This window comes from Pseudomonas sp. NFX71, assembly GCF_048079215.1.
Taxonomy (GTDB): domain Bacteria; phylum Pseudomonadota; class Gammaproteobacteria; order Pseudomonadales; family Pseudomonadaceae; genus Aquipseudomonas; species Aquipseudomonas fluorescens_B.
On record NZ_CP182230.1, the window covers coordinates 4,738,343 to 4,750,842 of the forward strand.

A 12,500-nucleotide genomic window follows, 5' to 3' on the forward strand; every position below is an offset into this window, starting at 1 on the left:
CCTCGGACATCCCCTTACAAGCGCAAACAATCCCGCCCCGTGCTCATCCTGTCGCGTGACTAGACTAACCAAGGTTATCGAACGACAGGAGCGACAACCGTGGCGCTACTCCTATGGACTCATTGATCACAGCTGCCGCGCGGGCACTGGCGGCGGGCGACCCGCTCGGAGCGCTGGACCGGGTGGCGTTGCGTGACGATGCGCCCGCGCTCGCGTTGCGCGGTATCGCCATGGCGCAACTCGGCGATCTGGTTCGGGCGAAAGCGCTGGTGAAAAGCGCCGCACGTGCATTCGGGCCGAAAGAGGCATTGGCGCGGGCGCGGTGCGTGGTGGCCGAGGCCGAGATTGCGCTGGCTTCGCGCGACCTGGGCTGGCCAGTGAAGGCGCTCGAAGCCGCACGGGTGACGCTGGAGGCGCACGGGGATCGAGTGAACGCCGCTCACGCGCGGTATCTGCAGATTCGGCGACTGTTGCTGATAGGGCGCCTCGACGAGGCTGACGCTCTGCTCGCTGCGCTGGACCCTGCAACGCTGCCACCGGTTTTGCGCGCCGCCCATGAATTGGTGGCGGCGGGTATTGCGATCCGTCGCCTGCAATCGCAAACGGCCCGGCATGCCCTGACGAGGGCCGAGCATGCCGCGCGCGAGGCGGGTATCCCGGCGCTCACTGCCGAGGTCGAAAACGCCTTTCTCGTCCTGAATTCCCCGACAGCGCGTCTGATCGCCCATGGCGAAGAGCGACCGTTGTTACTGGATGAAGTTGAAGCGGTGCTCGGGTCGACCGCGTTGGTGGTGGACGCCTGCCGTTATGCCGTGCGCGGCGCCGGCATGTCGGTTTCCCTGGCCAGGCGCCCGGTGCTGTTCACCCTCGCGCGGGCGTTGGCCGAAACCTGGCCGGCGGACGTATCGAGGGAGACACTGATTCGCCGGGCGTTTCGCCTGAAGCTATCGGACGAGTCCCATCGAGCGCGCTTGCGTGTTGAAGTCGGGCGCCTGCGCGCGGCGCTGAAACCCTTGGCGGGTGTCGTCGCCACCCAACACGGGTTTGCGCTGGTGGCGCTGGTTTCATCCGACGTGGTGGTGCTGGCGCACCCGATCGAAGAACGATACGCGGCGCTGTTTGCGTTGCTCGCCGACGGCGAATCCTGGTCAAGTTCAGCGTTGGCGTTGGCCCTCGGCACCAGTCAGCGCACGGTGCAGCGCGCACTCGACGCGCTGGCGGCGGCCGGAAAAGTGCAGCCATTCGGACGTGGCCGGGCCCGGCGCTGGATGACCCCGCCGATGCCGGGTTTCGCGACGACCTTGTTACTCCCGGCGCCCCTGCCGAGTGACTAGGATGGACCTCACGAACCCCTGATGAGGAAACCGAAATGAAACACTCAAGCGCAGAAATCCTCCGCGAGTACGGCCCGTTCACCGGTGTCGACAGCGTGCATGGCGTGACCTGGGACGGTGAGCGCGTCTGGTTTGCCAGTGGCGAAAAACTCATCGCCCTCGACCCGCAAAGCGGCAAAACCTTGCGTTCAATCGATGTCACCGCGGATGCGGGTACGGCGTTCGATGGCCAGCACCTGTTCCAGATCGCCGCCGACCGCATCCAGAAAATCGACCCGCAGACCGGCAAGGTGCTCAATACCATTCCCGCACCGGGCGGCGGCAATGATTCCGGGCTGACGTGGGCTGAAGGCACGCTGTGGGTGGGGCGGTATCGCGACCGGAAAATTCACCAGCTCGATCCCGAGACCGGCGCGATTTTGCGCACGATCGAGTCCAACCGCTTCGTTACCGGGGTGACCTGGGTGGAGGGGCAGCTTTGGCATGGGACGTGGGAAGGCGACGAGAGCGAACTGCGTCGCGTCGATCCGAAAACCGGGGAGGTGCTGCAGAGCGTCAAGATGCCGACCGGAGTCGGCGTATCGGGACTTGAGTCAGATGGCGGCGATCAGTTTTTCTGCGGCGGCGGTGGCAGCGGGAAGGTGAGGGCGGTACGCCGGCCTGCATGACGCTCACTGCGTTACCGGCCTCAAGGCGCTCCAAACAGCATCGTCCAGTAAACCCCTTCGTCACTGCGCGAATCCGTCGCGTAGGCGGCTCCCACTTGGGTGAACAGCGGGCTCATCAAGTTGGCGCAGTGCCCGGGGCTGGCGAGCCAGCCTGCCATTGCCTTGCTCGGTGAGCCTTGCCCCGCGGCGATGTTTTCGCCGATCTGGCGGCCACGGAATCCGGCCGCTCTTGCACGGTCGGCTGGCGTATCACCGTCGGGATCGCGGTGTGCGAAGTAATTTCCGTAGGCCATTGCCTTGCTGTGGCCCTGGGCTGCGGCCCCGAGGCTGGCGTTCCAGGCGAGTGGTCGGGCGGCGGCGAAACGCTGACGCCCGCAGAGGCGCGGTTTGGCCCGCGCGGCGTTGACCTGGGCGAGCAAGGCCCGGCTGACGGCTCGTGTGTCGTCCATTTGGCTGTCCAGTACTGGCCGCGCCAGCACCACTTGCCATTCGCTGCGGCTGCGACTGACGCCGATATCGGCGTATTGGCTATCCAGCAATGCCATGCAGTAGTCGCTTTGCAGCAGGTCGAAGGCCTCTTCGGCATCTTGCGCGCCGACCACACGCAGGGTGCGCACGGTCACTGCCTGATAACCGGAAGCTTTCAACCGGTCCCGCAAGCCGCCGCCGTAGCCGATCGGCAAGGCCAGGTTGGATTTCAGCGTCAACGGTGACAAACGTTGGGCGGGACGCCGCTCGCAGCGCTGCGGGTGTGCACGGTAATCGTTGATGGCTTCCACCAGTTGCCGTTCCGCGCCGGCGTGGGCGGGGCGGGTGGTAAAAGAAAGCAGGGTGAACAGGCACAGCGAAGTCAGGCGCAAGGCGTGGTCGGTTTGGCGCATGGAGGGACAGCTCTGAAGAGATGACAACGATTAGGGGAGGAATTGGCGCCGCTGTAAGACTGGGGAGTTCAAACAAGGTTCACGGCGCAGGAGGGCATATTTACCGGGGCCGCCACGCGTCTGACGGACGTACCGTTCGATGCTGTTTTGCCAGCCAGCAAGATCCACACCTCTCGCCCGCTATCTACGCGCCCCAACCCTCCCGCACCGCCGTGCGAATCCCCTCCAGCAACATCGCAAACGCCGGGTTGTCATTGTTCTCCCGCCAGATCAGATGCAACTCGCTCTGCACCCCTTCGCCCAGGTCGATATCGCGAAACATCACATTCTTGAACACCACACTGCTGGCGCAACGCGGCACCAGCGCCAACCCCATGCCGGCGTTGACCAGCGCCAGAATCGTCAGCGACGAGCCGAGCCATTGCACGTATTCCGGGGCGACGCGGGCCGAGCGCAGCATCCCGGTCAGCAGTTCGTTGAACGGCGGGTAAGCGGCGTGGGAGTACATGAGAAACGGTTGGGCATCGAGGTCGTTGACCGACACGATTTCAGCGCTGGCCAGCCGGTGGTTGCTGGGCACAGCGAGCACAAACGGCTCGCGCACCAGGCATTCGGTGGCGTAACCCGGCTCCAGCAATGGCGCACGGACGATGCCCAGATCGATACGGCGGGCACGCAAGGCTTCGTGCTGCTGGTAGGTGTTCATTTCCGACAGGTCGATTTTCACCTGCGGTTGTTTGAGCCGCGCTTCGGCAATCACCTTGGGCAGGAATTCGTACACCGCACTGCCGACGAAACTGATGTTCACCGTGCCGATATCGCCTTCGGCGAAGCGTCGTGCGGTGGCGGCGGCTTGTTGGGCGCGCTCCAGCAGGTTCTGCGCTTCGATAAAGAACGCGCGGCCGGCGGCGGTCAGGGCGACGCTGCGGGTGGTGCGGGTGAACAGCTCGACGCCCAGATGGTGCTCCAACAGTTGAATCTGCCGGCTGAGCGGCGGCTGGGTCATATTCAACCGTTCGGCGGCGCGGCGGAAATTGAGCTCGGTCGCCACCGTGGTGAAGCAGCGCAATTGCGTCAGTTCGAACATTGATCTAATCCAGGTATCAATCGAATGCCAAGTTAGATTAGACGGGATCAATGTCCGCGTCCATGATCGGCCCGTCCCTAAAAAAACAATGAACGGGAGTCGCCCCTTGAATACCCTCCAGAGTCCGCCGGACCCGACTGTGCTCGCCCGCGCAGCGGCCAAGGTCAAGCGCCACGTGCTGCCGCTGTTCGTGGTGATGTTCATCGTCAACTACATCGACCGGGTCAACATCGGCTTCGTGCGCAGCCACATGGAAACTGACCTGGGCATCGGCGCCGCCGCCTATGGCCTGGGCGCCGGGCTGTTCTTCATCGGTTACGCAATCTTCGAAGTCCCCTCCAACATGCTGCTGCAACGCTACGGCGCCCGCGCCTGGCTGACGCGCATCATGTTCACCTGGGGCGCGGCGGCCATGGCCATGGCGTTCGTGCGCGGCGAAACCAGCTTTTATGTGCTGCGTTTCATTCTCGGCGCAGCCGAGGCGGGTTTCTTCCCCGGCATCATTTACTACTTCACCCAATGGCTGCCGTCGACCGAACGCGGCAAGGCCATGGCGATCTTCCTCAGTGGCTCGGCCATTGCCTCGGTGATTTCCGGGCCAGTCTCCGGTGCCTTGCTGAACGTCAGTGGTTTCAGCCTGCACGGCTGGCAGTGGATGTTCCTGATCGAAGGCTTTGCCTCGATCGTGCTCTGCGGGTTTGTCTGGTTCTGGTTGCAGTCCCATCCGCGTGAGGCGAACTGGCTGAGCACGGAAGAAAAGGACGCACTGGTGAGCGCCATCGCGCTGGAGCAGCAGGCCCGCGAAGCCACGCAGACAGTGAAGCCGTCGATGTTCAGATTGCTGGCTGACAAGCAGATTGCGCTGTTCTGCTTCATCTATTTTTCCATCGCCCTGACTATCTACGGCGCCACCTTCTGGCTGCCAAGCATGATCAAGAAAATGGGCAACCTCGGCGACTTCCAGGTCGGCCTGTTCAACTCGATACCGTGGATCATTTCCATCGTCGCGATGTATGCCTTCGCCGCCATGGCCAGCAAATGGAAACACCAGCAGGCCTGGGTTGCGTTGACCTTGGTGATTGCTGCGTTCGGCATGTTCATGTCCACCACCGGCGGGCCGATTTTCGCCTTCGTCGCCATCTGTTTTGCGGCCATTGGCTTCAAGGCTGCCTCGGCGTTGTTCTGGCCGATTCCCCAAGGCTATCTGGACGCACGCATCGCGGCGGCAGTGATCGCGTTGATCAACTCTATCGGCAACCTGGGCGGTTTTGTGGCGCCGACGGCGTTCGGTTTACTCGAGCAAAAAACCGGATCCATCGAAGGTGGCCTGTACGGTCTGGCAGCCACTTCACTGGTGGCGGCAGTGGTGATCTTCTTTGCCCGCACGGCACCGCGGGGCGATGCACACAACGTGCTGAAGGGGAAACCGGTCGATACCGCAACAGCGCCATCTTCTTTAAGTCACCCCGCTTTGAAACCTGATCCAAAGGGAGCAGCCTCTTGAAAATCAAACGAGTCACCGTCACCCCCATCGCTTTCCGTGATCCGCCGCTGCTCAATGCCAGCGGGATTCACGAGCCTTTCGCGCTGCGCTCGATCATCGAAATCGAAAGCGACAATGGCTACATCGGCCTCGGTGAAAGTTACGGCGATGCGCCGGCGCTGTTGATCCAGCAACAACTGCAATCGCAACTGATCGGCCTCGACCCGTTCAACCTCAATCAACTGCGCCGCATCGTCCAGGCCACCGTGGCGGCGAACAAACCCGCGAGCATTGCCGGTGCCGAACTGGCGCCGGGCTCACATGCCAGCAAAGCGGTGAGCAACGCGTATTCGGCGTTCGAAGTGGCGTTCCTGGATTTGCAGGCACATTCGTTGAACGTGCCGTTGGTGGACCTGTTGGGCGGGGCGATCCGCGATGAGATTCCGTTCAGCGCCTACCTGTTTTTCAAGTACGCGCAACACGTCGATTCACCCTACAAGCCAGACAATTGGGGCGAGGCGCTGAACGAAGAGCAGATCGTCGCCCAGGCGCGGCGGATGATCGAGGCTTACGGCTTCAAGAGCATCAAGCTCAAGGCCGGCACGTTGCCGCCGGAGCATGAAGTGTCGTGCATCAAGGCGCTGAAAAAAGCCTTCCCCGGCTATCCGCTGCGCATCGACCCGAACGGCAACTGGTCACTGGAAACCTCGATTCGCATGGCCGAGCTGCTGGGCGATGACCTGCAATATTACGAAGACCCGACGCCGGGCCTCGACGGCATGGCCGAGCTGCACAAACGCACCGGTTTGCCGCTGGCGACCAACATGGTGGTCACCGATTTCGACGAGTTCCGCCGTAGCGTGGCGTTGAACAGCGTGCAGATCGTCCTCGCCGATCACCATTACTGGGGTGGTCTGCGTGACACTCAGGCGCTGGCGAAAATGTGCGACACCTTTGGTCTCGGCGTGTCGATGCATTCCAACTCGCACCTGGGCATCAGCCTGATGGCGATGGCGCATGTGGCGGCGGCGGTGCCCAATCTGGATTACGCCTGCGACACCCATTACCCGTGGCAGGAGCCGGATGAAGAAGTGATCAAGGGTGGCAAGCTGCCGATTGTCGATGGCTGCGTGAAAATCACCCGCGCACCCGGGCTGGGCCTGGAACTGGATCAGGATCAGCTCGGCAAGTTGCATGATCAATACTTGACCTGCGGCATTCGTCAGCGCGATGACGTGAAACAGATGCAGCGCTACAAACCGGACTGGAAAGCGCTTAAACCGCGCTTTTGAATGCGCTCAGCAAACGCTCGATCTGTGCCTGCTCCCAGCCGCTGAGCAAACTCACCGGGTCGGTGCCGTAACGTTGCCAACTGTCGAAGCTGCTCTCGCGGCCATCCGGGCTCTGGCAATGCTGGCAGTGGCGCAGGTGGGTGCCGTCGACATCGAGGGTCAGGCGCCAGCCCTCGATATCGACCTGCACCACGCCGGGCTCGGCCGGTTCGCCCGATAGTCGCAGCGGGCGAACCTCCAGAGCGGCATCACGCAACAGCTGGTAAATCTCACGGGCGGTCAAGGGCGGCACAGCGGTCTCCGGCAAGTAGGTGTGTCGGTGGTGTTTGCGTGGTTTACGGCGAAATGATCCCGTGATCGATCGCGTATTTCACCAGCGCCGCCGGTTTGTCGATGTTGAGTTTGCGGCGGATGCTCAGGCGATGGGTTTCTACGGTGCGCACGCTGATGTCCAGGTCGCGGGCCATTTCCTTGTTGTTCATCCCTTGCGCCATTTTGTACAGCACCTGACTTTCACGGGGCGTCAGCTCGTTGTCGGTACTTTTATCGGCGATGAGCCGCTGGGCGATTTCAGCGCTGTAGAACGTCCCGCCGCTGGCAATGGCTTCGATAGCCGCAATGATTTCCCGTGACGGCGCATTCTTCAGCACATAGCCGCTGGCACCTGAGCGAACGGACTCACTCACGTATTCGTAATTGTCGTACATGCTCAGCACCAGCACTTTGAGCGACGGGTACTGGCTGCGCAGCAACCGGGTCAGCTCCAGGCCGTTCATGTCTTTGAGGCTGATATCGACCAGCAACAGATCCGGCTGACAGCGCCCGACCATCTCGATGGCGTCCGCGCCATTCTCGGCTTCGCCGACCACTTCCAGCGGGGCCATGACAGACAGCAGCGCCTTGATCCCGTCGCGGACCAAAGAGTGATCGTCGACCAGGGCGACGCGGATCGGGGAGGGCAGGTTCATCACGAGTATTCACTCTTATTGTCAGGTCAGCGTTTTGCGCCGGGCATTTTCATCGGCAGCAGCACGTCCAGCTCACTTCTTCCCGGCATCGAGATCAGGTCGAATCGACCGCCAAAATGCTCGACACGTTCACGGATATTGCGCAGGCCAATCCCGGCATGACGCCGTTCGACCTGGGCGACGTTGAAGCCGACACCGTCATCGACCACCGTCAGCCGTATGGATTCTTCAGACCCGTGCAGGTTGATGGAAACGTTTTTCGCCTGTGCATGGCGTTCAATATTGGTCAGGCCTTCCTGGACGATGCGGAACAGAGAGACCGCCGCGCCATCGACCAGGTGGCAGTCGAATTCGTTATCGTTGTAGGTCACCGTCAGCCCGCTGCGCTGCTCGAATTCCTCGGCAAGTTGACCGATAGCCGCGGACAGGCCCAGGGTGTCGAGCAAGGAGGAGCGCAGGTCGTGGGAGAGGCTGCGAACCTCGCCAATCGCGTCTCCCAGCCGCTCCGTGGCCTCTCTCAAAATACTCAAGCCTTTGTCCTGTCCATTCTCCAGGACATGGCTGGCCAGTTCGAACTGGAACTTGATGGAGACCAGGACCTGACTGATGCCGTCGTGCAACTCTCGGGAAACCCGCGAGCGTTCTTCCTCTTGCAAACTGACGATGCGCTGGGTCAGGCGTTGCAGTTTTTTGTCGGCCAGACGGTGTTCGCTGACATTCAGGGTCATGCCGCTGGCAAACACGAACAGCACGGCCACGAGCGCTACGGCGGCAATCGCCAGCATGGTTTTGCGAATGCCCATCGCCACTTCGTCGCGGGCCTGCTGAGTGGCGCGTTCAACGTCTTCAAGGTAGATGCCGGTGCCGAGCATCCAGCCCCAGCGATCCAGCATCACCACGTAGGCAAGTTTGTCGGTCACCTCGCCAGAGGAGGGTTTGTTCCAGGCGTAGCGCTGAAAACCTTCGCCGGATTGCGCGCTCTTGAGCAAGACCTGGATCACCGGCAGGCCGTGCGGGTCTTTCATGTCCCACAGATACTGACCCACCAGATCCGATTGCCGCGCGTGCATCAGGCTGCGACCCTCGCGGTCGTACACGAAGAAGTAGCCATTGATGCCGAAGCTGAGCTTGCGCAGTTCTTCCAGCACTTGCTGCTGGGCGCGCGCGTCACCGTGGCCGTCGTCGTACAGCGGCGCGATCAGGCTCTGGGCCATTTCCACGTAGTTTTTCAGTTCGGCGCGCTTGCTGGCCAGAATGCTGTCTTCGATCAGCTGCGCCTGTTGATCGCCCAGTTGACGGTTCAGGGAAATCACCAGCGCACAGATGACTGCGATCGCCAGCACCAGCGGCAGAATCCCGAGCGCGACGATTTTGTGTTTGAGCTGCATCTGGGCTCCTGAGGACTTTGTAGGAGCGAGCTTGCTCGCGAAGGTCGTCAATGAAAACGCGTGTTGGCTGGATTTACGCGTTGTTCTTGAGTCCATCGCGAGCAAGCTCGCTCCTACAGGGACGGCATTAGGCGAAGGCGGGCATCATATGCCAAAGAGATGCGCGTCCAGTAGCGCTGCTGGACGGAATGACCTGTGGTTGGGAAGTCAGCGAGTTGAAAACACAAACCCCTGTGGGAGCCAGCCTGCTGGCGATGGCGGTGGCACAGTCAACATCAATGGTGAATGTGCCACCGTCATCGCCAGCAGGCTGGCTCCCACAGGGGTATTGCATTTCAGCTGCGAGATCGGCGGTCTCTACGTAGAACTACGTAGAGACCGCGTACGTAGTAACGCGGATTTATTTGTGGACGGCATGCGCGGATATTGGGCCAGCTCCGCACAGCGGACACAATTATAAAAATTACCGCCGCAGTCACTGGCTGTCGGCAGGAGACACGCTATGCCCCGTCTGGCTAAACACCTCGCCTGGTTTGCCGTGGCTGTTCTGGGAGCGTTTGCGCTGAGTGTCGTGGCCCTGCGCCGCGGCGAAGCGATCAACGCCCTCTGGATCGTAGTCGCAGCCGTCGCCATCTACCTCGTTGCTTATCGCTACTACAGCCTGTTCATCGCCAACAAGGTGATGCAACTCGACCCCAATCGAGCCACCCCCGCTGTCCTCAATAACGATGGTCTGGACTACGTGCCGACCAACAAACACGTACTGTTCGGTCACCACTTCGCGGCCATCGCCGGCGCAGGTCCGCTGGTCGGTCCGGTATTGGCGGCGCAGATGGGCTACTTGCCCGGCACGCTGTGGCTGATCGCCGGCGTGGTGCTGGCCGGTGCGGTTCAGGACTTCATGGTCCTGTTCATGTCCACTCGCCGCAACGGCCGCTCTCTGGGCGATATGGTCCGTGAGGAAATGGGCCGCATCCCCGGCACCATCGCGCTGTTTGGCTGCTTCCTGATCATGATCATCATCCTCGCGGTGCTGGCGCTGATCGTGGTCAAAGCCCTGGCCGAAAGCCCGTGGGGCATTTTCACGGTGATGGCGACCATCCCGATCGCGATGTTCATGGGCATTTACATGCGCTACATCCGTCCGGGTCGTATCGGTGAAATCTCCGTCATCGGCGTATTGCTGCTGCTCGGCTCGATCTGGCTCGGTGGGCAGATTGCTGCCGATCCGGTCTGGGCCAAGGCCTTCACTTTCACGGGCATCCAGATCACCTGGATGTTGATCGGCTACGGTTTCGTTGCTGCGGTACTGCCGGTGTGGCTGATCCTGGCACCGCGTGACTACCTCTCCACGTTCCTGAAAATCGGCACCATCATTGCGTTGGCGATCGGCATCCTGATCACCATGCCTGACCTGAAAATGCCGGCATTGACCCAATTCATCGACGGCACCGGGCCGGTATGGAAGGGCGGTCTGTTCCCGTTCCTGTTCATCACCATCGCCTGTGGCGCGGTGTCGGGTTTCCATGCGCTGATTGCTTCCGGCACCACGCCGAAGTTGCTGGCGAGTGAGGGTCATGCTCGCTACATCGGTTACGGCGGCATGCTGATGGAATCCTTCGTGGCCATCATGGCGATGGTCGCCGCTTCGGTAATCGAGCCGGGCGTGTACTTCGCCATGAACAGCCCGGCGGCCATTGTCGGCGCCGACGCTGTGTCGGTTGCGCAGACCGTCAGCAGCTGGGGTTTCCTGATTACCCCGGAAGCCCTGCAAGCGGTGGCCAAGGACATCGGTGAAACCACCATCCTGGCCCGCGCCGGCGGTGCACCGACCCTGGCGGTCGGTATCGCGCAGATCCTGCACAACATTCTGCCGGGTGAAAACACCATGGCGTTCTGGTACCACTTCGCGATCCTGTTCGAAGCGCTGTTCATCCTGACCGCGGTGGACGCCGGCACCCGTGCCGGACGCTTCATGCTGCAGGACTTGCTCGGCTCCTTCGTGCCGGCGCTGAAGCGTACTGATTCCTGGACCGCCAACCTGATCGCCACCGCCGGTTGTGTGGCGATGTGGGGTTACCTGTTGTACCAGGGCGTGATCGATCCGCTGGGCGGCATCAACACCTTGTGGCCGCTGTTCGGTATCTCCAACCAGATGCTGGCTGGTATCGCGCTGATGTTGGCGACCGTCGTACTGATCAAAATGAAACGCCAACGCTACGTCTGGGTCACCATGCTGCCGGCGGTGTGGCTGCTGATCTGCACCGTTACCGCAGGCTTCATCAAGCTGTTCGATGCCAATCCGGCCATCGGTTTCCTCGCGCTGGCCAGGAAATACAGCGATGCACTGGCCAACGGTCAGGTGCTTGCCCCGGCCAAAAGCATCGAGCAGATGCAGCACGTGATCTACAACGCGTACACCAACGCAACGCTGACTGCGCTGTTCCTGTTCGTAGTCTTCAGCATCCTGTTCTTTGCCCTCAAGGTCGGTATCGCCGCCTGGGGTACCAAGGAACGCACGGATAAAGAAGCGCCATTCCAGGCCATACCGGACGCTTGATCGAGGATTGCGAACATGTTCAATGACCTGAGTCGCCTCGGTAAATACCTCGGTCAGGCCGCGCGCCTGATGGTCGGCATGCCCGACTACGACAACTACGTCGAGCACATGCAGAGCAAACACCCGGACAAGCCGGTGATGAGTTACGAGGTGTTCTTCCGGGAGCGCCAGGAAGCTCGTTACGGCAGCAAGGCCGGGCCGAAGTGCTGTTGACCCGGTTGTCGGCTTAACAGCAATCCCTGTGGGAGCTAGCCTGCTAGCGATAGCGGACTGTCAATCAACAATGATGTTGAATGTTCAGCCGTCATCGCTAGCAGGCTAGCTCCCACAGTTGTTTTGTATGCAGCAACTTTCAGGGTTTACGTTCGATAATGGTTCGCGCGGGCTCATTGCGACAAATCAGTTGATCCCGGTAATGGTCACAAATCGCTTTCAGCACATCGGCCGCGCAGGCCCCGCTTATCCTTCTATCAATGGCAAAACTCGCCACGTCTCCTTTCAGTTGAATATCCACCCCTGACACTGTCTCCAGTCGCTGTTTGATCTCCCCAAGCGTCCAGGGCTTATCCTTGAAAATAATACTGTCGGCCGGATAGTGGTTATTCAGCCACCCATAGATGCCGCCCAATACAGCGAAGCAAGTCAGCAGGCACAGCAGGGGAGGCGGCAACTTCAAGTGGACTTTGGCATAGATGATTTCCGTGAGCGCTTGCCAGAGTTTCAGGTGAAAGGACAAACCAAGGCCCAGAAGCAGCAAGATCGCGGCACCGATCATCGCCACCATCAAACCCGTCCGGTCAAGATCCGATAATTCTTCAAGGCATGTGAAGTTCATGACC

12 protein-coding genes are annotated in these 12,500 nt (G+C 61.0%); 6 read left to right on the plus strand and 6 right to left on the minus strand.

The annotated features are described in order from the left end of the window. Nucleotides 1–113: 113 nt before the first annotated feature. Together ACM1ZW_RS22230 and ACM1ZW_RS22235 are read left to right on the plus strand one after the other, a co-directional pair. Nucleotides 114–1,334: a helix-turn-helix domain-containing protein gene (locus ACM1ZW_RS22230; RefSeq protein WP_416739360.1), complete on the plus strand. Its 1,221-nt coding sequence runs from the start codon at nt 114–116 to the stop codon at nt 1,332–1,334. Nucleotides 1,335–1,369: 35 nt separating this feature from the next. Further along, the gene (locus tag ACM1ZW_RS22235) at nt 1,370–2,002 is read left to right on the plus strand and encodes a glutaminyl-peptide cyclotransferase (RefSeq protein ID WP_416739361.1); all 633 of its coding nucleotides are present in this window, start codon (nt 1,370–1,372) and stop codon (nt 2,000–2,002) included. A 20-nt stretch (nt 2,003–2,022) separates the two neighbouring features. On the opposite strand, the gene ACM1ZW_RS22240 is transcribed toward ACM1ZW_RS22235, so the two are convergent. Then, a complete protein-coding gene (locus ACM1ZW_RS22240) occupies nt 2,023–2,883 on the minus strand; it encodes a CAP domain-containing protein (RefSeq protein ID WP_017339271.1) in 861 nt (286 codons plus the stop codon). 184 nt (nt 2,884–3,067) lie between these two features. Next, nucleotides 3,068–3,970 carry a LysR substrate-binding domain-containing protein gene (locus ACM1ZW_RS22245; protein ID WP_416739362.1) on the minus strand — a complete coding sequence of 301 codons (903 nt, stop codon included), beginning with the start codon at nt 3,968–3,970 and terminating at the stop codon, nt 3,068–3,070. A gap of 106 nt (nt 3,971–4,076) precedes the next feature. Between ACM1ZW_RS22245 and ACM1ZW_RS22250 the strand changes: the two genes are divergently transcribed. Together ACM1ZW_RS22250 and ACM1ZW_RS22255 are read left to right on the plus strand one after the other, a co-directional pair. Further along, nucleotides 4,077–5,474 carry an MFS transporter gene (locus tag ACM1ZW_RS22250; RefSeq protein ID WP_416739363.1) on the plus strand — a complete coding sequence of 466 codons (1,398 nt, stop codon included), beginning with the start codon at nt 4,077–4,079 and terminating at the stop codon, nt 5,472–5,474. Further along, a complete protein-coding gene (locus ACM1ZW_RS22255; protein WP_017339268.1) occupies nt 5,471–6,745 on the plus strand; it encodes a glucarate dehydratase family protein in 1,275 nt (424 codons plus the stop codon). Before ACM1ZW_RS22250 ends, ACM1ZW_RS22255 begins: the two co-directional genes overlap by 4 nt. On the opposite strand, the gene ACM1ZW_RS22260 is transcribed toward ACM1ZW_RS22255, so the two are convergent. Genes ACM1ZW_RS22260 through ACM1ZW_RS22270 form a run of 3 tightly spaced genes read right to left on the minus strand, consistent with a single transcriptional unit; the run spans nt 6,729 to nt 9,101 of the window. Further along, nucleotides 6,729–7,037, minus strand: a complete 309-nt coding sequence (locus ACM1ZW_RS22260) for a DUF7693 family protein (RefSeq protein WP_414884141.1) — start codon at nt 7,035–7,037, stop codon at nt 6,729–6,731. The two genes, ACM1ZW_RS22255 and ACM1ZW_RS22260, sit on opposite strands and share 17 nt — an antisense overlap. A gap of 43 nt (nt 7,038–7,080) precedes the next feature. Further along, on the minus strand, nt 7,081–7,713 hold the full coding sequence (locus tag ACM1ZW_RS22265; RefSeq protein ID WP_017339266.1) for a response regulator: 633 nt from the start codon (nt 7,711–7,713) through the stop codon (nt 7,081–7,083). A 26-nt stretch (nt 7,714–7,739) separates the two neighbouring features. Then, nucleotides 7,740–9,101, minus strand: coding sequence for a cache domain-containing protein (locus ACM1ZW_RS22270; RefSeq protein WP_416739364.1), 1,362 nt, complete (start codon nt 9,099–9,101; stop codon nt 7,740–7,742). 502 nt (nt 9,102–9,603) lie between these two features. Between ACM1ZW_RS22270 and ACM1ZW_RS22275 the strand changes: the two genes are divergently transcribed. Both ACM1ZW_RS22275 and ACM1ZW_RS22280 read left to right on the plus strand, forming a co-directional pair. Continuing rightward, nucleotides 9,604–11,661 carry a carbon starvation CstA family protein gene (locus ACM1ZW_RS22275; RefSeq protein ID WP_017339264.1) on the plus strand — a complete coding sequence of 686 codons (2,058 nt, stop codon included), beginning with the start codon at nt 9,604–9,606 and terminating at the stop codon, nt 11,659–11,661. A 15-nt stretch (nt 11,662–11,676) separates the two neighbouring features. Further along, the gene (locus tag ACM1ZW_RS22280; protein WP_017339263.1) at nt 11,677–11,874 is read left to right on the plus strand and encodes a YbdD/YjiX family protein; all 198 of its coding nucleotides are present in this window, start codon (nt 11,677–11,679) and stop codon (nt 11,872–11,874) included. Nucleotides 11,875–12,013: 139 nt separating this feature from the next. On the opposite strand, the gene ACM1ZW_RS22285 is transcribed toward ACM1ZW_RS22280, so the two are convergent. After that, nucleotides 12,014–12,496 carry a hypothetical protein gene (locus tag ACM1ZW_RS22285; RefSeq protein WP_416739365.1) on the minus strand — a complete coding sequence of 161 codons (483 nt, stop codon included), beginning with the start codon at nt 12,494–12,496 and terminating at the stop codon, nt 12,014–12,016. Between the last annotated feature and the right edge of the window lie 4 nt (nt 12,497–12,500).